We start from the raw sequence: 21,443 nt of genomic DNA, 5'->3' as shown, positions 1-21,443 counted from the left end.
ATCCCCAGAACCAGCGGGCGCTCAGAGGCTGAGGGGGTCGGGATCGATCGCCAGGCTCACCCCGGTTGGCAGGGTCTGCCGAAGCTCTGCCTCAGACGGCAGTGGCAGGGATGTCCCCGCCGGTCCATGCAGGAGCAGTTGCCAGCGGCTGCGCCCCGCCACCCGGGCCACCGGCGCAGGCGCCGGGCCCACCAGCATCCAGCCCGCCGCCAGGAGTGTGGGGCGCAGATGCTCGGCCAAGGACGAGGCTGCCGTGGCCGTGGCAGTGGCGCTCGGCCCGGCCAGCCGGAGCAGGCAGGCGCGGCTGAACGGCACCAGGCCCGCCTGGCGGCGCAGGGCCAACTCCTCGACCAGGAACTGCTCGTAGCGCCCATCCACCAAGTGCCGGATCACCGGATGCTCCGGGCAGTAGGTCTGCACCAGCACCTCGCCGGGTCGCTCGCCGCGGCCGGCCCGGCCGGCCAGCTGCAGCAGCAACTGCAGGCTCAGCTCGCTGGAGCGCAGATCGGGGCGATGCAGCAGCCCGTCGGCGGCCAACACCGCCGCCAGGGTGACCCGCGGAAGATCCATGCCCTTGGCCAGCATCTGGGTGCCCACCAGCACGTCGGCGTCACCGGCGGCGAAGCGCTCGAGAAGACGGCGGTGACCGTCGCGGCCGCGGGTGGTGTCCCGATCGAAACGCAGCACCCGCAGGCCCTCGAGCTCAGCGGCCAGCTGCTCCATCACCCGCTGGGTGCCGGCACCGAAAGGCTTGAAGGCGGTGGAACCGCAATGGCTGCAGCGATGGCTGATGGCGCTGCGGTGATCGCACCAGTGGCAGCGCAGCCACTCATGGCCGGCGCCATCGGCGCGGGCACTGCGGTGCACGGTGAGGGCCACGTCGCAGTGGGGACAGAGCACCACCTCACCGCAACTGCGGCAACTGAGAAAGGAGCGGTAGCCACGCCGCGGCACCAGCACCACAGCCTGTTCGCCGCGTTCCTGCAAGTGCTGCAGACGCCCCATCAGGGCCCGGCTGAGCAGGCGTCGATGCCCCTCGACCAACTCCATCCGCATGTCCACCACAAGCACGGGCGGCAGGGGCCGGGCCCCGATCCGCTCGGGCAGGCGCAGCAACCGGGTGTCGGCGGCCTCGCCCTGGCAGCGCAGCCAGGTTTCAAGCGACGGTGTGGCACTGCCGAGCACCAGCCGCGCGCCACAGCCGGACAGCCGCAGCCGGGCCACATCGCGGGCGTGGTAGCAGGGCATCGGACTCTCCTGCTTGTAGGAGTCGTCGTGCTCCTCATCCAGCACGATCAAGCCAAGACGGGGCAGCGGCAGAAACACCGCCGAGCGGGTTCCCACCGCCACCAGGGCCACGGACTCGGCAGCCGCCTCCAGGCAGCGCCGCCACACCCGCACCCGCTCGGCGTCGCCCATGCCGCTGTGATATTCGAGCACCTGCGCGCCGAACCGCTGGCGGCAACGGTCCAGCAACTGGGGGATCAGGCCGATCTCCGGGGCCAGCAGCAGCACGCTCTCACCCCTGGCGAGGCAGGCGGCCGCCGCCTGCAGATAGACCTCGGTCTTGCCGGCCCCCGTCACACCCCAGAGCAGCAGGGCCTGGGCAGGGGCCGATGCCTCGATCGCCGCGACGGCCTCCTGCTGGGCCGGCGTCAGCCGGTACCCAACGGGTCCATCAGACACAGGGGAGGCAGGCGGTGGGCAACGGAACAGCAATCCCCGCCGCTCCAGGGTGCGCAGAACCGCCGGCGAGTAGCCCTCCACCTGCTGGAGGGCCGTCAGCGGCAGCTGGCCACCCCGCTCGGCCAGGGCCTGCAGCAAACGTCCCTGCCGTTCAGTGGTGGGGAGAGGATCGTCTGGCTGGTCGGCCGGTAACGCGACCCAGCTGCGGGCCAGGGCCCGGGAGGCGGCCCCCACCGAGGAGCGGCTGAGCGGGGTCTTGCGGCGCTGTCCCAGCCAGCCGGCCGGCAGGGCGCTCTTGATGGTGCGCAACAGACTGGTGTGGCACTGATCGGCCACCTGGGCGATCCAGGCACGCCAGCGGGGGTCCACGGCGGCGGGCTGCAGCAGCTCCAGCACCGGCTCCAGGGTGCGGCCCAGAAGCTCAGCGGGAACCTCGGCGATGGTCTCCACCACGAGACCGCCATGACGCCGGCCCTGCAGGCGTACCGCCACCAGATCCCCTGGCCCCAGAACGAGCCGATCGGGATTGGCATAGGTGAACACCTGCCCCTCCCGGCCGGCCTCCAGCCACACCTGCACGAAGCCGTGGATCAAATCAGGGCCGTGGATCGAATCTGGGGCGTCAAAAATGGACAGGGAAGTTGCGGCTGTCTCCCTGTCTTCTTAAGATAATGGCGTTGAGCAGTTTCAAAGCTGCTGTCGGAACCCGGCAGAGTTCCGTCCAGAGGGAAGACCCGAAGCGCAGGACCGTCCTCGAGATCAGGTCCTCCAGGTCTGCGACCACCCCTGACAGCACTGCCTCGGCTCCGTTCTCCATCTTCTCCCGTTATCGGTCAGGTTCTCGGCCTTCGATCAGGTCCCCCACACGCCCTTCGACCGGCCCGCCCCAGCGGTTCGGTCACGCTGTTGGCTTCCAGGCACTGCTTTGCCCAGGGAGCCGCAGTGACCCACCGGCCGGCAGCTCCACTGCCGCAAGCGTCTCCCTTGCTCCCTTCCGGGGAGTCCCGGGAAGACCCAGGTGATCCGGCCATGGGCTGATCTGGCGTCCCGATCGCTGAACAACCTGACCCGATCGCGTTTGATCCTGAACCGATCCGTTCTGCAGGGCTCCTGATCCGGAGCCTCCACCTGCCGATTGATTCGTCCTGCCGTCAGGGCGCTCTCCATGGGACACCCCCTGAGCTCCCTTGATCTTCTTGCGTTCCTCCGGTGCGTTCCAGCGCCGGTCCGGTCCACCGCAGGTCCATCCCACAGGCTGAACGCTCCGATTCCCCAGTTTCGCCTTCCCCACACCATCGTCTCGCCGCATCCGATGAGCCCAGTCGCCGCCCAACCCACCGCCAAAGCCAAGTCCGCCGCGCCGGAGATCCTGATGGTGGCCAGCGCGTCCGGCGAGTCGGTCATCGTCAAGACACCCGCTGCCGCCCAGGCCGCCGAGGCCGGCCTGGATGCCGCCAAAGCCAGCAAGGCCAAGCCGCGCGCCAGCCGCACCGCCAAGACCGCCGAACCGGGCAGTGAGGAGCAGGCCGGCACTACCAAGAGCAGCAGCCGCAAGAGCAGCGCCAAGGACACCACCGCGAAAGCCGCCAAGAGCAGCAGCACCAAAGCCGCGACCAAGGCCAGCGCCAAGAGCGCTTCTGCCAAGAGCCCTGCCGCCAAGGGTGCATCCGCCAAGACCACTGCCACCAAGTCCGCTGCCACCAAGACAGCGTCCCGCAGCAGCAAGGCCAAAGCCGCAGAGGTGGCCGGCGCTCCCGCCAACCTGGACCTGGCTGCTGATGAGCTCCTGGCCAGCAGCGACACCGAGGCAGACACCGACAAGAAATCCGCCAAGGACGCCAAGGCCCTCGCCAGCATCAAGGTGGGGCCGAAGGGCGTCTACACCGAAGATTCGATCCGCGTCTACCTGCAGGAGATCGGCCGCATCCGCCTGTTGCGGCCGGATGAGGAGATTGAACTGGCCCGCAAGATCGCTGACCTGCTTCAGCTCGAGGAACTGGCTAGCCAGTTCGAAGCCGACAAGGGCCACTACCCCGATACCAAGGAATGGGCTGTCCTGCTGGACATGCCGGTGATCAAGTTCCGGCGCCGCCTGATGCTCGGCCGCCGGGCCAAGGAAAAGATGGTGCAGTCCAACCTGCGCCTGGTGGTGTCGATCGCCAAGAAGTACATGAACCGGGGCCTGAGCTTCCAGGACCTGATCCAGGAAGGTTCACTTGGTCTGATCCGGGCAGCGGAAAAATTCGACCATGAGAAGGGTTACAAGTTCTCCACCTACGCCACCTGGTGGATTCGCCAGGCCATCACCCGCGCCATCGCCGATCAGAGCCGCACCATCCGCCTGCCGGTGCATCTCTACGAAACCATCTCCCGCATCAAAAAAACCACCAAGACCCTCTCCCAGGAATTCGGCCGCAAGCCCACCGAAGAGGAGATCGCTGAATCGATGGAGATGACCATCGAGAAGCTGCGCTTCATCGCCAAGAGTGCCCAGCTGCCGATCTCCCTGGAGACCCCGATCGGCAAGGAGGAGGATTCCCGCCTCGGCGACTTCATCGAAGCCGACATCGAGAATCCCGAGCAGGACGTGGCCAAGAACCTGTTGCGCGAAGACCTCGAAGGCGTGCTGGCCACCCTCAGCCCGCGCGAGCGCGATGTGCTGCGGCTGCGCTACGGCCTCGATGACGGCCGCATGAAGACCCTCGAAGAGATCGGCCAGATCTTCGATGTGACCCGCGAGCGCATCCGCCAGATCGAGGCCAAGGCCCTGCGCAAGCTCCGCCATCCCAACCGCAACGGCGTGCTCAAGGAATACATCAAGTGATCCTGTGCCTGCTGAGCCTGGAGCGCCCGTTCACCCCTTGACCGCACTCCCCTCGTCCGAGCCGGCCCCTGCGATGGCGGCGCCGGCCCCGGTCCGCGTCTCGATCGTGCTGCCCACCTACAACGAGCGGGGCAACATCGAGCCCTTGCTGGCGCAGTTGCTGCCGCTGCGCCGCCAGTTCGATCTCGAGATCCTGGTGGTGGACGACGACTCCGCCGACGGCACCGCCGAGCTGGTGAGGAGGCTGGCCCATGGCGAACCGGCGATCCGGCTGATCCGCCGCGTCGGCCGGGCCGGTCTGGCCAGCGCCATCAAGGAAGGGCTGCTGGATGCCACCGGGGATCTGGCGGTGGTGATGGACAGCGACGGTCAGCACGAACCGGGTTCGGTGTTCCGTGCTCTCGAGAGGCTGCAGACCGACGATCTCGATCTGGTGATCGGCAGCCGCTTCCACCCGGGGGCCGAGATCCGCGGTCTGAGCGGCCGCCGGGAGACCGGCTCCACCTGGGCCAACAGCGTGGCCCGCTTCAGCCTGGCCCGAGCCTATGGGCCGCTGAGCGATTTCATGAGCGGCTTCTTCGCGCTGCGGCTCGACAAAGTGCTGCCCCTGATCCGCGCCGTGGACGTGAATGGCTTCAAGTTCCTCTACGAACTGCTGGCCGTCAGCGGCGGCCGCCTCAGGGCCGCCGATATCCCGCTCACCTTCCAGCCGCGCAGCTACGGCAGCTCCAAGCTGGATCTGGCGGTGTTCTGGGACTTCCTGATCTCGATCCTGCACAGCCTCAGTTTTCGGCTGCTGCCCCGACGGGCGATCAGCTTCGGTCTGGTGGGGATCAGCGGTGTAGCGGTACAGCTGCTGATGACCGCCCTGCTGATGGCCGGCGACCGGTTCGACTTTGAACAGGCCCTGCCCGTGGCCGTGGTGGCCGCCGCCAGCTCGAACTACCTGATCAACAACGCCCTCACCTTCCGCTTCCAGCGGTTGCGAGGCCTGGGATTGCTGCGGGGCCTGCTCAAATTTCTGCTGGTGGCGTCCCTGCCGGTGCTGGCCAATGTGGGCCTGGCCTCGGCGTTCTACAACTTCGTCTCGCCCGACACCTTCTGGGCCCAGCTGGCCGGCATCCTGGTGGTGTTTGTCTGGAACTACGCCGCCTCCTCCCGCTTCGTCTGGAACACGCCCTGAAGCGGTCCGCTCCTCAACCAGCCGGCCCGGAGGCGGAGCCTTAACCTGTCGATCACGATGGGCACGTGGCTGGATTGCAGAACCTGGCTGATGTTCAGAGTGCTGGATTGAAGAGCAGGCTGAGCGTGTTGCAAGACCAGCCGATCCGGCTGGCGTTGCTGGCAATCGTGGGGCTGATCGGGCTCTGCTGGCTGGCTTTCTTCAACGGCCTCGGCGCCCTCGGCCTGATGGACAAGACCGAGGCCCTCTTTGTGGAGGTGGGCCATCAGATGCTGCTGCGCAACGACTGGGTCACGCCCTGGTGGAACGGCACCACGTTCTTCGACTATCCGGCCTGGGGCTATTGGATGGTGGCCCTGAGCTTCCGACTGTTCGGTGTCTCCGAAGTAGCGGCGCGACTGCCGGTGGCCCTGGCCGCCAGTGCCGTGGTGCTGGCCACGTTCGGCCTGTTGCTGCTCTGGGCGCCCGCTGGGGAATCGCGGCTGAAAGCCGTGGCGCGGGCCGGGCTGGCGGCCGGAGTGCTGGCCACCACACCGGCCTGGATCGGCTGGGGCCGCACCGCCACCACCGACATGTTCCTGTCCAGCGCCATCACCCTGGCGCTGTTCAGCTATCTGGTGGCGGAACGGGATCCTTCCAACCGGCGCCTGATCGCCCTGGGGCGGATGGGCATGGCCTGCTTCGCCGGCATCGCCGTGCTGGCCAAGGGCCCGGTGGGCCTGTTGCTGCCTGCCATCGTGATCGGCGCCGACCTGGTGGTGCGGGGCCATTGGTCCCGCTGGCTGCGGCCCTTCCCCCTGGCCGCGATGACCCTGCTGTTCTGCGGCATCGCCCTGCCCTGGTACGCCGCTGCCACGGCGGTCCACGGCCAGGCCTTCCTGGGCGGCTTCCTCGGTTTCAGCAACCTGGAGCGCTTCACCAGCGTGCTCTATGACCACCCAGGACCGCCCTGGTTCTACCTGCCCTGGCTGGTGCTGCTGCTGCTGCCCTGGTCGCCGTTCCTGCCCCAGGCGATCGCCCGGTCCGCCCCCTGGCCCCTGGCCCGCGCACGCCAAGCCGACGCCCTGGCCCTGCCGACGATCCTGCTGCTGTGGCTGGTCTTGATCGTGGCGTTCTTTTCGGCCGCCGCCACCAAGCTGCCGGGTTACATCCTGCCGGCCATTCCAGCCGCCAGCCTGCTGGTGGCCCTGCTGTGGCATCCCCTGCCCACCGATTCACGGGTGCGGCAGGTTCCAACGCCCTGGGCCTTGGCCAGCTGGGTGAACGTGGCGCTGCTGGCCGCGGGTTCCGCCGCGGCCGCCCTGGCACCGGGCTGGGTCAGCCGGGATCCGGCCTATCCCCAGCTCGCCGCCGCCCTGAGCAGCTCCGGTCTGCCGCAGCTGCTGGCGGTGCTGCTCGGCCTGGCCGCGCTGGTGGGCCTGGCCTTGATGCTGGGCCGCCGCAGCGACTGGATCTGGCTTCCCAATCTGGCCGGCTTCCTGGCGGTGCTGTTCGGTGTGGTGGCACCCCTTGGTCCGCTGCTGGATCGGGAACGCCAGCTCCCCGTGCGGCAGCTGCAACAGCTGGCGGGCAGCCAGAGCCGCCCGGATGAACCCCTGTGGGTGGTGGGCACCAAGCGCTACAGCACCCTCTTCTATGGCGGACGGTCGGCCGTGTTCCTCGGCGATGCCAGCGACGTCAAGGATCTCTGGAAGCAGGATCCCTCCTTGCTCGACGTTCAGCCCGCAAGTGTCAGCGTCCTTCTGCTGGGCGATCGCCACGAACTCGATGGCTTCGCCCTGCCGGCCGATCGGATCGAACGGCTGGGTCAGCGCGGGGTTCAGGAGCTCTGGCGCGTCCCCCTCGACGACCTGCGTCCGCGCAAACGATCCCGCAACCGGAGGACCTCCTGATGCCGCGCCTTTCCCTTCCCCGGCCGCAGCTCCGCTGGATCGACGCTCTGACGGTCCTGGTCTGCATCGCTCTGGTGACCGCACTGGCGATGAACCTCGATCCCAAGCAGCCGCCGCGCTTCGATGAGGCGGTGCTCGACTGGATCGGCGAGAGCATCCGCGGCCCCCTGCGGGCGGTGCTGGTGCAGGTCTATCGGATCAGTGGCGTCGGCTTCACCTTCGTGCTGGTGCTCGCCGCCCTGTTCTATGTGTCGTTCAAGCGGTGGTGGCGCGATCTGGCCATGCTGGTGGTGGCCACCGGCGGCATTCTGCTGATCGTGGATCGGCTGCTGAAACCCTTCTTCGATCGCTCCAGGCCCCACGAGAAGTTGCTGGAGGTGGATGGGCGCAGCTTTCCCAGTGGCCATGCCGCTGGTGGCGTGGTCTTCTATTTCGCCATGGTGACGATCCTGGCGGCGCACCATCCACGGCTGCGCTGGCCCCTGACGATCGGCGCGGGCCTGTGGGTGGCGCTGGTGTGGTTGAGCACCCTGGTGGTGCGGGCCCATTGGCCCAGCGACCTGATCGCCGGCGGAGCCGTGGGCCTCGCCTGGCTGACGGTCTGCCTGTCAATCTGGCGCAGCCCTGCCGATTCCTCCCCCTGATGGCTGTCGCTGCCCTCGTCGACCTGCGCGGACTGCGCACCGCCCCCAGCCTCAGTGAGGCTGAACGGCAGGTGCTGCGCCAGGAGCTGCAGGAGTTGCTGGCCGCCTGCGACTGGTTCACCGTGGGGGTGATGGCCCCGTCGGCCTCTGCCGCCACAACCGCCCTGCGCCACTGCGAAGCGGCCCTGGGCTGGAGCCCCCTGACCCCCCTGAACGGCCGTGACCCGGAGGGCGGCGCCAGCGCAGCGGCGGCCGAGGCTGGGCCGGTGTTCCTCAAGGGCAACCAGAACACCGGCAGCTTCAGCCTGCGTCATGAGAACGGCCTGGGCGAAGGGCTGCTGATCAGCGGCCACAGCCCCGCCGATCCCGATGCAGAGGACACCTGGGGACCGCTGCCCCTGGATTTCTTCGGCTGAACGCGCGCCGGATGGCCTGAAAGCTGGCGGATGACCTGATCGCCAGCTGGATCTTCCTGCAGCAGCAGCAGGATGCATGCATCGGCAGATCACGGAGCATCGCGCTGCTGGCTGACCCGAGCGGGCCGGTCCTTAGGCTGGGCGGCTGTTGATCGGCAGCTCGACTGCCAACCGAAGGTTTTCGATGGCCGGCTCCACCCTGCGCATTGCCTCCCGCCGCAGCCAGCTCGCCATGGTGCAGACCCACTGGGTGCGCGATGAGCTGGCCAAGGCCCACGACGGCCTGGAGATCTCGATCGAGGCGATGGCCACCCAGGGCGACAAGATCCTCGATGTGGCCCTGGCCAAGATCGGCGACAAGGGGCTGTTCACCAAGGAGCTGGAAGCCCAGATGCTGGTGGACCAGGCCGACATCGCCGTCCACAGCCTCAAGGATCTGCCCACCAACCTGCCCGAGGGGCTGATGCTGGGTTGCATCACCGAGCGGGAGGATCCGGCCGATGCCCTGGTGGTGCACGAGACGCACAGGGACAAGACCCTGGCCACCCTGCCGCAGGGCGCTGTAGTGGGCACCAGCTCGTTGCGCCGCCTGGCCCAGCTGCGGCACCACTACCCGCACCTCGTCTTCAAGGATGTGCGCGGCAATGTGATCACCCGCCTCGAAAAACTCGATTCCGGCGAGTTCGACTGCCTGATCCTGGCGGCAGCCGGCCTGGGTCGCCTCGGCCTGGGCGACCGCATCCACGAACTGATCGACCCGTCGATCTCTCTGCATGCCGTGGGCCAGGGCGCCCTGGGCATCGAATGCCGCGAGGGTGACGAGGCCGTGCTGCAGCAGATCAAGGTGCTGGAGCACACCCCCACCGCCCGCCGCTGCCTGGCGGAACGGGCCTTCCTGCGGGAACTGGAGGGTGGCTGCCAGGTGCCGATCGGTGTGAACACCCGCTTCGAGGGGCCAGACGGCAGCGGCGACCTGGTGCTCACCGGCATGGTGGCCAGCCTTGATGGCCTGCGCCTGATCCGCGACGAAGCCCATGGTCCCCAGGAGGATCCAGAAGCGATCGGCATCGCCCTGGCCCACACGCTCAAGCAGCAGGGCGCCGGCGAGATCCTGCAGGAGATCTTCGCCAGCGTCCGGCCTGAGGCCTGAAGCGGAGAGGCGGTCACGGCCTCGGCCATGCAGCAGTCGTCCTCCGAGGCCACGGCCCTGCCCTTCCAGTGGAATCTGCTGGCCTGGGCCGCGCTGGTGGGCACCGCCACCGGCCTGGCGGTCGTGGGGTTCCATGAGCTGCTGGGCTTCATCAACAATTTCCTGTTCGGCCCCTTCGTGGAAGGCCTGCTCAGCCTGGGAACCTCCGCCGCACCGCCGGCCCCGGAGCTGCCTTCCCTGCCGCCAGAAGGGAGCACACCGCTGAAGGCCCTGCTGGAGATCGGCCTGGGGGGCCTGGGGTTCCTGCCGCCGCCGCCGGCTGCACCGCTGCCCACGCCTCCACCCCTGCCATCGGCGCCAGGCTGGCTGGAGCTCTGGCCCGTGGTGGTGGTCCCGACGCTGGGGGGGCTGGCCGTGGGGGTGCTGCGCCGGATCGGCGGGGACCTCGGCCCTGGCCTGCCCAGCCTGCAGGCCATGGCCGAGGGCAGCCAGCCGGCCGCCCCCAAACTGCCGTTGCTGCGGCTGGTGGCAGCCTCGCTCAGCCTCGGCAGCGGCGCCTCCCTGGGACCCGAGGGCCCCAGCGTGGAGGGCGGTGGCAACATCGGCCTGTGGGTGGGCGAACGCGGCAGGCTGACACCCCAGAGCCAGAAAACGCTGGTGGCGGCAGGGGTAGCGGCGGGTCTGGCGGCGGGCTTCAAGGCCCCGATCGCCGGCGTGTTCTTCGCGCTGGAGGGCAGTTTCAGCGCGATTCCCGGTCGTCCCAGCGTGCGGGCCGTGCTGGTGGCGGCGGTGGCCTCCTGCCTGGTCACCCAGCTCTGCCTCGGCGATACCCCGATCCTGAGGCTGCCGGCCTACGAGGTGCGCTCACCGCTGGAACTGCCGCTGTATCTGGGCCTGGGAGTGGTCTCCAGCCTGATGTCCTGGCTGTTGATCAGCCTGCTGGCCGCAGGGCGCAGCCAGAGGCTGCAGCAGTGGCTGGGGCGCCTGCCGATCGGGCTGCCCACCGCCCTCGGCGGTGCGGCCGTGGGTGGCATGGCCCTGTTGTTCCCCCAGGTGCTGGGGGTGGGTTACGACACGATCGAAGCCCTGCTGGGCCGCGATGGTGGCATCCCCCTGCTCACCCTGGCGGTGCTGCTCGTGGTCAAGGTGCTCGCCACGGCCGTGAGCAGTGCCACCGGATTCGTGGGCGGCGGCTTCGCACCATCGCTTTTCCTCGGAGCAGTGCTGGGCAATTGCTACGGCCAGATCCTGGGGGAGAGCGGCCTGCATCTACCGGTGGCTGAACCACCGGCCTACGCCATGGTGGGCATGGCGGCGGTGCTGGCGGGCAGCGCCCGGGCTCCCCTCACGGCCCTGCTGCTGCTGTTCGAGCTCACCCGTGACATCCGCATCGTGCTGCCGCTGATGGCGGCCGCCGGTCTGAGTGCAGCCCTGGTGGAGCGCTGGCAAGGGCTGCACGATCCTGGCCTGCTGGGACCGGATCCGATCGAGGAGGAGCGGCGTGGCCGGCTCACGGCCTTATCGGTGGCGGAAGCCTTTGAACCGGAAGCTCCTCTGGTGCTGGAGGCAGACACACCGGTTCTCGAGGCCCTGAACCAACTGGTGGCCTGCCATGGCCATGCCCTGATCGTCAGCGAGGGGGAGTGGGCCATGGGGCTGGTCACCCTGCCGGACCTGCAGCGGGTCCTCAGCGCCAAGCAGCGATGGACCACCCAGCAGATCCCCCAACAGGACCCATCCCGCCGACTGGATGGGCAAACGGACCTTCACGGCCAGGATGACGCCCTGGACAATCGGCCACGGCTGCTCGATTGCCGCCGCAGCGAACTGGTCTGGTTACCGCTCAGCGCCAACCTGGCCCAACTGGAGGAACAGTTGCTGTCCCAAGGGCTGCGCCAGCTGCCGGTGTTCGACCTGCCGCAATCGCTGGGGGGGGCTTTGCCCCATGGGCTACCGGCCGGCGGTCTGCTGCTGAGCCGACTGCAGGGGCTGGCCAGCCGCGATGGCATGGCCTTGGCCCTGGCCCGTCAGATCAGCTGGCCAGATCGCAAGCCTGAGGGTCCAACGGACCCGCCACCGGATCCACCTGGGACAGACGGCTGAGAATGCGATGCAGATCGAGTTCGGAGAGCTCGCCATTGCTGCACCACTTCAGCGCTGTGCTGTTGAGCGGATCAAAGCTGTGGGGGTGATCCGAGGGATGCAACGGAAATCCAGCGCGAAGGGGAACGGAATGGGCCATGGTGCCGGCTGAGACCGAATCCACGTCACCGCGCCAGCAGCAGCGATTGCGTGGATTCGATCACGAAGATGCCAATGACCCTACGGGCCGGCACAGGCCTTCCTATGCATTCGCGGCTGGATCTGCAGAATGTTTTTGGTTCCTGCCGGATCAGCGGGTCACCACCACGGGCGTCCCCACCTCGACCAGTTCAAAGAGTTTGCGGACATGGTCGGACAACATGCGCACGCAACCATTGGTGACCGCCGAGCGGGAACTCACGGTCCAGGACCAGGCGCTGGGGGTGCCGTGGATGCCGTACTGGTTGGCACCACTGCTCTTGAAGCCGATCCAGCGATCACCCAGTGGGCCATTGGCGCCCAACACGGGATTGATCTTGCCGCTCTTGGTGCTCTGGTACTGAGGATTGACCACCTTGTTCTCGACCTTGAAGCGGCCCGTGGGGGTGGGGGTACCGGGATCACCGATGGCGACCGGCCAGCTGCTGATCACCTTGCCGTTCTCCCGCAGGCTGATGGTGCGCCGCCCCAGCTCCAGGAGGATCTCGCGGGTGATCGGCGCCGTGGCGGCATCACCAGCCCCCGTTCCTGCAGGTGTCGTGCCTGAGGGAAGCGTGGTGGCGGGAGCCGACAGGCCTGGGGTGGGCTGGGTAGCGGCGGACCCGGTGGCGCTGAACTCGGTGGAGCGGGTCTGAGTGGCCGCCGGCAACGACGAGGTGGATGGCTCCGCCGCCACGGCGGTGGTGCCCAGGCTCAGGGAGCCAACACTCGCAAGGACAGGCAGGGCAACCAGTGCCGCAACAGACCGGGAATGGAGAAAGCGCACCATGGCCGAAACAGGGGTTGGAACAGACAACGTCGTTGCAAAGCAGACTAGGGAGTCCAGCCGGGTTGGGCATGGAAGCCAAGGGGGATCACCCCCACAGGGCGTGATCCCGATCCTGCGAGGCTCAGCCGACCAGCTTGGGCTCGATGACTTCGAGATAACGCGCTTCGCACTCTTTGATGATCTTCACGGCTTCACCACTGTCGAAAAAGCCATTGACACGGCAGGTGCCGGGCTTCTTGAGATCTTTGTAATGCTCCCAGTAATACTGAGTTTCCTTGAGCCAGTGATCACCCAGCTGGGTGTAGCAGGTGATGTGGTCCATGCGCTTGTCATCAGCCAATACGGCAATCACCTTGTCATCCACTTCGCCGCCATCATCAAATTTCATGATGCCGATGATGCGAGCCTCCACCAGGCTGCCGGGCACCAGAGGTTCGGTCACGCTCACGATTTCGATGTCGAGCGGGTCGCCATCCTCATCCCAGGTGCGGGGGATGCAGCCATAGGCAAAAGGATAAGAAAGGGAGGAATAGCCGACTCGATCCAGCTTGAGCTGCCCGGTTTCGGTGATCAGCTCGTATTTGTTGATGGTGTTGCTGTTCAGCTCCACGATCGTGTTCAGCCGCAGTTCCGCTTCATCGGCAAAAGCCGGCAGCACATGCAGCAGATTCATCATCGTGCGGCTGGGGGCTTGATCGATGTTCGCCATGAAGCACTTCAAAACGGCTGGCGGGCATCCTACGGATCGCCCCAGACCGCGCCGCCATCTGGCCACCCTCAGGCCGGAGCCAGCAAACGGTGCACCTTCTGCCTGAGATAGGCCAGGAACGGCTCCGCACTCAAGGGTCGGCCGGTGACCGTCTCCACCAGCTCCTCGCCGTTCACCGAGCGACCCAGCGGCCAGACCTGCTCCGCCAGCCAACCGCGCAGCCTCTCCTCCTGACCCTCCGCCACGCGTTCCTCGATCGGACCGGTCTGCCGTTCCATCGCTTCGGACAGCTGGGCACTGATCAGATGACCCAGGGCGTAGGAGGGGAAATAGCCGAAGAGTCCTTCGGCCCAGTGAATGTCCTGAAGGCAACCCTGGGCGTCGGTGGGTGGCTGGATTCCGAGCAGGTCGCGCATGCGGCGATTCCACTGCTCCGGCAGATCCTCGACCGGCATCTCCTGCTCCAGCAAGGCCAGCTCCAGCTCGAAGCGCAGCACGATGTGCAGGCCGTAGCTGAGCTCATCAGCCTCGACCCGGATCAGCCCCGGCCGCAGCGGGTTGAGGGCGCGCCAGAAGCCGGCGGCGCCTCCCCAGGGATCAGCCCCCAGACCATCGCGGAAGCGAGAATGCCAGCGGTCAGCAAAGGCGCGGCTGCGGGCCACCCGGCATTCCCAGAACAACGACTGGGATTCATGCACCCCCATCGACGTGGCTTCTCCCAGGGGCCAGGGGAAGTAATGGTCGTCGGTCTGGGGAAGGCCCTGCTCATAGAGGGAGTGGCCCCACTCGTGGGCGGTGGCCAGGAAGGCGGAGAGCGGCTGGCCGGGCACCACCCGGGTGGTGATGCGGAAGTCCTGGGGGCCCACCGTGCAGGAAAAGGGGTGGGCGGAACGGGAGCGCTGGCAGCGGCTGGGGTCATAGCCCCAGCCGTCGAGCAGCGCCGCGCAGAGACTCTCCTGCAGGCCCTCGGGCAGGTCGGCAGTGGGCGCAGCTGCGCTTGCAGCTGCTGTGTGTGCTGCAGAGGTGACCTGGTCCAGCAAAGCCGGAAGCTCGGCCTTCAGGGGGGCAAACAACGCCTCCAGCCGCGCCACGCTGATATCCGGCTCAAAGGGCTGGGCCAGGATCTCCCAGGGACTGCGGACCACCGGTTCGGCGGCGGCCAGCTGGCTGGCCTGCTCACGCCGCAGCCGGATCAACGTGGTCAGGGCCGGCGCGAAGGCGCTGAAGTCGTTGCGCGCCCGGGCCTCCTGCCACACCGCATTGCCGCGCGACTGAGCCATGGCCAGGGCCGCCACCAGATCAGGATCGAGGCAGCGCTGGCGCTCCTGCTCCAGCCGCAGCAGCTGCAGATTGCGGCGCCGCTGCGGCGGAGCTTCAACGTCGAGCTCGGCCTCCGCCTCCGCCACCAGATCGGCCAGCTCATCGCTGCTCTGGCGCTCGTGCAGCTGGCCGGCCAGCAAGGCCAGTTGCTCCCCCCGCCAGGCGGCCCCCGCCGCTGGCATCACCGTGTTCTGGTCGTAGTAGAGGGCGCTGCTGATCGAGCCCAGCAGCCGGGTCTGGTGCAGATGGCTGCGCAGGCGATCGAGGGTCGAACCCGAGGGGGCCATGGAGTCAGGCAACGGCTGACGCCAGCATCGCGCTCGCCTGGCGCGTTCAGTCTGGCTGGCCGATGGGGCCGGGACTGATCATCCTTGGGGGAGCAGGGCAGCAAGGCCGAGTTGCTGCAGGATTCCCTGGCCTGAGAGGGCCTCGACCACAAGACCGATCACGAAGCCCAGCATGGCCAGGCGACCATTCAGGAGTTCGGCACGGCTGTGGAAACCCCAGCCACTGTGACTGGCTGCGCTGGCGAGATACATACGTGGTTCAATGACCCGCGGATCGAGGAGCTCTGACTCCTGCGAATCCCACATCCCTCCTTCTGATTCGGCATGGTTTTTGACATGGGTCCGTGCTGCGTTTTTGGTTGAAGCTGACATGGCAATGAGTCCTGTAAGTGAATTCGGTGAATGTCCTGAAGCAGGAACGCGTGCTGGAGAGCAACCAGGGCGTCCAGGCCCATGGCAGTAGCGAAAGATCTGTAGCGCTTCGACGATGCCCTGATCAATGACTGTCAGGGCTCCTCTTCATGACAACACCGTAGATCCAGAATGACGTTGCCAACAATTTCCAGGCTGAATGGTCAGATGAAGGGCGGTTTCCCCCGGCCCTCTGATCAGCCAGATGGGGCACATCACCGCAATGGAGAGTGAAACCCGTACCGGATATCTGCCTGTGCTGTGATCAACACCATGCCGGTCACCACGCGTTCAGGCGCCGGAGGCCAAAACGCAAGGAATATGGGGTGGCAGGCAACGTGAGCTCCCTACCGTTCGGGTTCCGGTGCTGTGCCATCGCCTCGATCGCCTTTGCCGCAGGCCCCCTGCTCGCCCAGGACATCCCCCTTGAGGCGCCCCAGGAAGCAAGAGAAGACATCGAGGCGATCGAGGAGCTTGAAGACTCTCGCTTTGCTCCCACCACAACGGTGCAAGTGCAGGTCAATGGCGCCCTGGGAGCCCTGCGCTACAGCGGCAGTGAGGTTGAGACCTCCAGCAACACGGCAGCGGGAGCCCCCCTGCTCAACGGCCTCAGCTTCAACCACGAGGCCCGGCTGACGATCGACACCAGCGTCACCGGCCAGGATCTGCTGAGGATCCGCTTCCGCGCTGGCAACTTCGCCCGATCCGGCTTTTTCTCCAACGCTCCCACACCACTGTCGCGGCTGGATTTCGCCTTCCAGGAGCCCGCCTGCAGCGCGGGGCAGGGAGACTGCGCGGTGCAACAGATCAGCATCAACAGGGCCTACCTGCAGGTCCCCCTCACCCCCGAGATCCGCCTCAGCTTCGGTGCGCGGATCATGCAGCTCGACATGCTTCCCGTGTGGCCGAGCGTCTACAACCAGTCCCCCATCCTCGACCTGTTCCAGTTCGCCGGAGCGCCGGGTGCCTACAGCAAACGACTCGGCGGAGGCTTCGGTGTCTGGTGGCAGCCCAAAGGGTCGCTGCAGGGTCTCAGCCTCGGCACGGCCTACGTCGCCGGCCGAGCCGGCAGCTCGCCCCAGGGAGGCGGCCTGTTCTCGCCGAGCTCCTCCCAGACCAGCACCATCCAGCTGGCCCTGACCCGACCCCAATGGAACATCACCGGGGCCTACAGCCTCAGCGGCCCTCCGGTGAGGCTGAGGGGAACTCCTCTGGCCAGCCAGCTGGCCGAAGAGTCCAGCCAGGGAAGCGTCGGGTCCTGGTCAGTGGCGGGCTACTGGCAACCCCGCTCCTCCGGCTGGCTGCCTTCGATCAGTGTGGGCTGGGGCCACGACAGATTCCGTTTCGGCCGCACTCCCGTGGCCGATGGATCCAGCATCCGTACAGGGTCCTGGTACACCGGCCTGGTCTGGAGCGATGTGCTGGGCCTGGGCAACAGCCTGGGATTCGCCGTGGGATCCCCCGCCCATGTGACGGCCATCCAGGCCCCAGGGCTGACCTCCATCAACGACCGCGGCCTCGCCTACGAGTTGTCCTACAGGATCGAGATCAGTGACCGCCTCTCCCTGACGCCAGCGGTCTTCTGGCTGAGCCGCCCTCGCGGCGCCATGACTGCGACCGCGGATCGATTCGAGGCTCTTCTGTCGCCAGCGCCATCGGGCAATCCCAGCCTTGGCGTCTGGGCCGGAGTGATCCGAACGACGCTGCGCTTCTGACTCGGTGTGTGATTGACTCGGCATGTGTTCAACCGAACCAATTCAGAAAGCGCTGGATCACCACGGCGTTGCTGATATCCACGAAGAAGCCGGACACCAGCGGCACCACAATGAAAGCCTTGTGGGCCGGACCGTACCGCTGAACCACCGCCGACATGTTGGCCATCGCCGTGGGCGTCGCCCCCAGGGAACTCCCCCCGAAACCGGCGCAGATCACGGCGGCTTCGTAGTCGGCCCCCATCACCTTGAACACCACGAACAAGGCGAACAGGAAGGTGAGCACGAACTGCGCCGCCAGAATGGCCAGGATCGGACCCGCCAGGGAGGCGATCGTCCAGAGTTGCAGGCTCATCAACGACATCGTCAGGAAGATGCCCAGAGCAATATCCGAGACGATGTCGAGGGAACGGGGCGGTGCCAGACACCGGATCGGCAGCAGCCGCGGCACGGTGTTGGTGAGGAAGATCGCCGCGAACAGGGTGCAGACAAACAGGGGCAAGTTGCTACCGACGGCCTGGAGAGCTTCATGCAGCAGCTCACCCAGACCCAGGCTCAAGTTGAGCCAGAAGAGGGTTCGCAGCAGCGTGAAATAGGTCACCTCATCCTGCTCACTTCCGGAGTTGCGGCCAACCTCACCATTCATGGGCTGAGCAGGCTTCAGCTTCTTGCCAAGAATCAGAATGCGGGCAATCGGGCCTCCCATCAAGGAGGCCAGAACCAGGCCGAAGGTGGCACAGGCAATGGCGATTTCCAGGGCGTTGCTGATGCCATGGGCTTCAGCGAAGCGCGGCGCCCAGGCGATGGCCGTGCCATGGCCACCGAGCAGGGACACGGACCCACCCAGCAACCCCACCAGTGGATTCAATCCCAGCAGCGTTGCCATACCGACCCCAGTGAGATTCTGAAGAAACATGAATGCCACCGTGGAGGCGATCAGGATCAGCAGAGGCCAGCCACCTGCAAGCAGGGTCTTGATATCGGCATTCAGTCCAATCGATGCAAAAAAGTAGAGCAGCAGAAAATCCCGCGACAGCAGATTGAAGCTGATCTCCATGCCGTTGATGGAATGGATCAGCGCCAGCAGGATACAAACCAGCAAGCCGCTGGTGACCGGCTCGGGAATGTTGAATTCCCGTAGAAAGGCAACCTTTCGATTCAGCCATCGACCGAGCGCCAATACCACGATGGCGATATTAAACGTGGCGAAGCTCTCAAACTGCATGGAGGATCATGCTCAGGAAAAACTGGCAGGTCTGAAGATGCGTCATTCACACCCCTGCACGGAGATGCGATAGCTGAAACCAACCGCCGCTGGCCTGCTGCTGGAGCCGACCCGGAAGTTCATCAGATTGGTGCGCTTACCAGGAACGGCCTGGAATGGGCCGAATTTCCGGCCGGCCCCTGGCTCGAAGGTCGGCGTTTCATTCACCACCTGCAGGCTGGTGCCATCGGTGAAGCGCATGAACGCGGAAATCGGGAAGGTGGCACGCTCCGAGGAAGCCGATGTGAAAAAGAACTGGTAAGAACGAAACGGCCGATCCACGATGAAGTCGGTATTCCAGTTGGTGCTACCCAGCAAGCGATCCGGGCCGATCCGCTTGGAGACCACCGGATCGCCACTGCCACCCAATGGCATCAGAAAGCGGCAGCTGGCCTGGGCACTGGGGACGCTCAAGGCAGCCGTCACAAGAGCCGTGAGCAGAACCGGCGGAATCAGGCGAATCGAAACCATTGTCGGAAGGTCGCATCCAGGAGGCAGCATGACAGCCCGCACAGAGAGGGGGAGGAACACATCCACTGCAGGATCCCGTTATCCCTCTGGCCTGGACGCGAACAGGTTCAGGCCTAACTGCTCGGAGAGAAAGCGAGCGGTGAGCTGACCGCGCACGCTGTTGCCCGCCTCATCGAGGGGGGGTGAATACGTGGCCAGTCCACCCTTTCCGGGTGCGACGGTGATCATGCCGCCCGCCACCCCGCTCTTGCCGGGGAGCCCGGTGGCATAGAGCCAGTCGCCGGAGGTTTCGTAGAGCCCGGCGGTGACCATCACCGCCAGCACATGCTGGCAATGAACCGCCTCGATCACCTGCTCGCCCGTGACCGGTTGGCGGCCGCCGTTGGCCAGGGTGGCGGCCATCACCGCCAGGTCAGCAGCAGTAACACTGAGGGAACACTGGCGGGTGTAGAGATCGGTGGCTTCTTCGGGATCCCACCAGAGGCGTTGGTGGTCGCTGAGCAGGGTGGCGATGCCGGCATTGCGCCGATTGGTGGCCAGCTCCGACTCGCAGACAACCGGATCGATCTCGAGGCGGCGGCCAGCGAAACGGGAGAAGCCGTCTTGAATGAAGGCCCACTTCTGCTCGCTGGTGGCGCCAGGGGCGAGGCTGGTGGCAGCGATCGCCCCGGCATTGACCATAGGGTTGGAAAGACCTTCCCCACTGCGCTCCACCGCCAGGACGGAATTGAACGGCAGACCGGTGCTGTTCACACCGAGCTTCTCACGGGCCTCCGCCTCGCCAATAGCCTGGCAGATCAGAGCAAACAGGAACGGCTTGGAGATGCTCTGGATGCTGAAGGGCACCCGGGCCTCGCCCGCGTCGAACAGTGCGCCTCCACTGCTGGACACGCAGAGGCCGAAATGCTCCGGAGACGCTGCAGCCAGGGCGGGAATGTAGTTCGCAACCCGGCCATCCAGCACGGGAGAGAACCGCCGATGAGCTTCCGCGACCAGATCCTGCACCACCTCTGCGGTGGGCAGATGGCCGGTGGAAACCCATTCGGACACGGACCTCATGGTGGGCAGGCGGGGTGAGGGGTGAAAGCGTCAGCGGGTGAGGCGGATCGGTTCGGCCGGATCAATCCGACGCCGATTGCTCCCAGGTGAAATGGGGCAGCCGATAGAGCGCCTCCCGCTGGGCGCTGCTCCAAGTCTCGAACATGGCGGAAAGCTCGGGGGCATCCGCCTCAAACTTGATCTGGTGAGCAATCGCCAGCGTGTTGCGCGGCACGATGGCCAGCTCGAAAGGGGGGCCCACGGTGAGATTGGAGCGCTGGGTGAGCACTTCCGAAATCAGGCAGAGGCGCGCAGCATCCTCAAGGGAAAGATTGGTGTGCCCGACATTGTCAAGCGGGGGCTTGCCATATTTCGTCTCACCGATCTGCAGATAGGGCGTATCGCGGGTCGCCATCACCGCGTTTCCCTGAGGATAGATCATAGAAAGACCGTGAGACTCACCACCAATCTGCCCACCAAGGATGAACGAGGCCCCAACATCGGCACCAACCTCCTTCAAAGCAGGCCCATCTTGCCGTTGCACAGCGAGGCTCACCCGACCAACATAGGCAGCCGCCTCGAAAAGATACTCGCAAGTCCTCAGATTTTTCCCGCCCTCATGATCCTCGCCACTGGCCCGATCCAGATCCCTCCGAATCCAGTTCAGCACTGCCTGTGTCGTAGCTAGATTTCCAGCCGCCAACAGAATAAATAGCCGATCCGATGCCGGCTGAAACACATGCATCTTGCTATAGGATGATATGTAGTCAACACCTGCATTTGTACGCGAATCAGAAACCAAGACCAGTCCTTTCTCAAGCCAATATCCAATGCAATAGGTCACTTGAGCCCAGCCAGGGAAGGAGGGTAGCAATCTTAAGTCCTGATCGGGCTCAGATCCGCCTGCGAACTCTCCACATAATGTCTCCACCCCCTTGAATCCGCACGTCAATCGACTCGGTCTGAGCCCTCCGGGACGGAACCAGACCAACGATCAGGCAAGCAACTTCTGGGCAGGCCATCTCGACATAGATCCCCAAGCACCTTAGCCCTGCCACCGCGAAGAGCCTGGGGACCCTCGCCGAATCAATTGGTGGGCTGGGATTGATTCCTCCCACCCAGTGCCTGCTCCACCAGCAGCTTGAGCAGTAGCGACACCAGACCCACACCTCCCAGCACGAGGGCGGCGCCGTAGGCCAGTTCGGTGTCGTACTGCTTGTAGGCATCCTCCACGAACAGCGGCAAGGTCTGGGTCTGGCCGGCGATGTTGCCGCTCACCACGGACACGGCACCGAATTCCCCCAGGGCCCGGGCGGTGGTGAGGATCAGGCCGTAGACCACAGCCCAGCGCACCGAAGGCAGGGTG

General features: G+C 66.1%; 17 protein-coding genes and 1 pseudogene. 8 read left to right on the top strand and 10 right to left on the bottom strand.

The features are described 5' to 3' along the window. Positions 1-21: 21 nt before the first annotated feature. On the bottom strand, positions 22-2,280 hold the full coding sequence (gene priA, locus KQ310_RS08235) for a primosomal protein N' (RefSeq protein WP_259721278.1): 2,259 nt from the start codon (positions 2,278-2,280) through the stop codon (positions 22-24). Positions 2,281-2,998: 718 nt separating this feature from the next. On the opposite strand from priA, the gene rpoD reads away from it, so the two are divergent. From rpoD to KQ310_RS08200, 7 genes are all read left to right on the top strand, one after another. Next, positions 2,999-4,510 (top strand): RNA polymerase sigma factor RpoD, encoded by a 1,512-nt coding sequence (gene rpoD, locus KQ310_RS08230; protein WP_259721277.1) that lies wholly within the window; start codon positions 2,999-3,001, stop codon positions 4,508-4,510. A gap of 73 nt (positions 4,511-4,583) precedes the next feature. After that, entirely contained in the window at positions 4,584-5,693 is a 1,110-nt protein-coding gene (locus tag KQ310_RS08225) for a glycosyltransferase family 2 protein (protein WP_259721276.1), read from the top strand. Between the two features lie 107 nt (positions 5,694-5,800). Further along, the gene (locus KQ310_RS08220) at positions 5,801-7,585 is read left to right on the top strand and encodes a glycosyltransferase family 39 protein (protein WP_259721275.1); all 1,785 of its coding nucleotides are present in this window, start codon (positions 5,801-5,803) and stop codon (positions 7,583-7,585) included. Continuing rightward, positions 7,585-8,229, top strand: a complete 645-nt coding sequence (locus KQ310_RS08215) for a phosphatase PAP2 family protein (protein ID WP_259721274.1) — start codon at positions 7,585-7,587, stop codon at positions 8,227-8,229. The genes KQ310_RS08220 and KQ310_RS08215 overlap by 1 nt, the downstream gene beginning before the upstream one ends. After that, positions 8,229-8,645 carry a DUF1824 family protein gene (locus KQ310_RS08210; protein WP_259721273.1) on the top strand — a complete coding sequence of 139 codons (417 nt, stop codon included), beginning with the start codon at positions 8,229-8,231 and terminating at the stop codon, positions 8,643-8,645. The genes KQ310_RS08215 and KQ310_RS08210 overlap by 1 nt, the downstream gene beginning before the upstream one ends. 184 nt (positions 8,646-8,829) lie before the next feature. Next, on the top strand, positions 8,830-9,795 hold the full coding sequence (gene hemC / locus KQ310_RS08205; RefSeq protein ID WP_259721272.1) for a hydroxymethylbilane synthase: 966 nt from the start codon (positions 8,830-8,832) through the stop codon (positions 9,793-9,795). A gap of 27 nt (positions 9,796-9,822) precedes the next feature. After that, positions 9,823-11,898 carry a chloride channel protein gene (locus KQ310_RS08200; protein WP_259721271.1) on the top strand — a complete coding sequence of 692 codons (2,076 nt, stop codon included), beginning with the start codon at positions 9,823-9,825 and terminating at the stop codon, positions 11,896-11,898. A 289-nt stretch (positions 11,899-12,187) separates the two neighbouring features. On the opposite strand, the gene KQ310_RS08195 is transcribed toward KQ310_RS08200, so the two are convergent. From KQ310_RS08195 to KQ310_RS08180, 4 genes are all read right to left on the bottom strand, one after another. Continuing rightward, the gene (locus KQ310_RS08195) at positions 12,188-12,865 is read right to left on the bottom strand and encodes a L,D-transpeptidase (RefSeq protein ID WP_259721270.1); all 678 of its coding nucleotides are present in this window, start codon (positions 12,863-12,865) and stop codon (positions 12,188-12,190) included. A 121-nt stretch (positions 12,866-12,986) separates the two neighbouring features. Next, positions 12,987-13,574 (bottom strand): inorganic diphosphatase, encoded by a 588-nt coding sequence (locus tag KQ310_RS08190; protein WP_259721269.1) that lies wholly within the window; start codon positions 13,572-13,574, stop codon positions 12,987-12,989. 68 nt (positions 13,575-13,642) lie between these two features. Next, positions 13,643-15,181 carry a carboxypeptidase M32 gene (locus tag KQ310_RS08185; RefSeq protein ID WP_259721268.1) on the bottom strand — a complete coding sequence of 513 codons (1,539 nt, stop codon included), beginning with the start codon at positions 15,179-15,181 and terminating at the stop codon, positions 13,643-13,645. 78 nt (positions 15,182-15,259) lie between these two features. Beyond that, positions 15,260-15,433 (bottom strand): chlorophyll a/b-binding protein, encoded by a 174-nt coding sequence (locus KQ310_RS08180; protein ID WP_399237943.1) that lies wholly within the window; start codon positions 15,431-15,433, stop codon positions 15,260-15,262. Positions 15,434-15,930: 497 nt separating this feature from the next. On the opposite strand from KQ310_RS08180, the gene KQ310_RS08175 reads away from it, so the two are divergent. Then, on the top strand, positions 15,931-17,307 hold the full coding sequence (locus tag KQ310_RS08175; RefSeq protein WP_259721266.1) for a carbohydrate porin: 1,377 nt from the start codon (positions 15,931-15,933) through the stop codon (positions 17,305-17,307). Between the two features lie 28 nt (positions 17,308-17,335). Here KQ310_RS08175 and gltS read toward each other — a convergent pair whose 3' ends face one another. From gltS to KQ310_RS08150, 5 genes and pseudogenes are all read right to left on the bottom strand, one after another. Beyond that, complete coding sequence (gene gltS / locus KQ310_RS08170; protein WP_259721265.1) at positions 17,336-18,529, bottom strand: sodium/glutamate symporter; 1,194 nt, start codon at positions 18,527-18,529, stop codon at positions 17,336-17,338. A gap of 42 nt (positions 18,530-18,571) precedes the next feature. Further along, complete coding sequence (locus KQ310_RS08165; protein WP_259721264.1) at positions 18,572-18,982, bottom strand: hypothetical protein; 411 nt, start codon at positions 18,980-18,982, stop codon at positions 18,572-18,574. A gap of 135 nt (positions 18,983-19,117) precedes the next feature. Next, positions 19,118-20,098: a glutaminase A gene (gene glsA / locus KQ310_RS08160; protein WP_259721263.1), complete on the bottom strand. Its 981-nt coding sequence runs from the start codon at positions 20,096-20,098 to the stop codon at positions 19,118-19,120. Positions 20,099-20,159: 61 nt separating this feature from the next. Beyond that, positions 20,160-20,822 (bottom strand): 20S proteasome subunit A/B, encoded by a 663-nt coding sequence (locus tag KQ310_RS08155; RefSeq protein WP_259721262.1) that lies wholly within the window; start codon positions 20,820-20,822, stop codon positions 20,160-20,162. Positions 20,823-21,163: 341 nt separating this feature from the next. Further along, positions 21,164-21,443: pseudogene (locus KQ310_RS08150) on the bottom strand (sulfate ABC transporter permease subunit CysW); the annotation flags it as partial.

The organism is Synechococcus sp. CS-1328, assembly GCF_025128095.1.
Lineage (GTDB): Bacteria > Cyanobacteriota > Cyanobacteriia > PCC-6307 > Cyanobiaceae > CBW1002.
The sequence above is the reverse complement of the archived record's forward strand: the minus strand, read 5'-3'. Positions and strand labels throughout refer to the sequence as shown.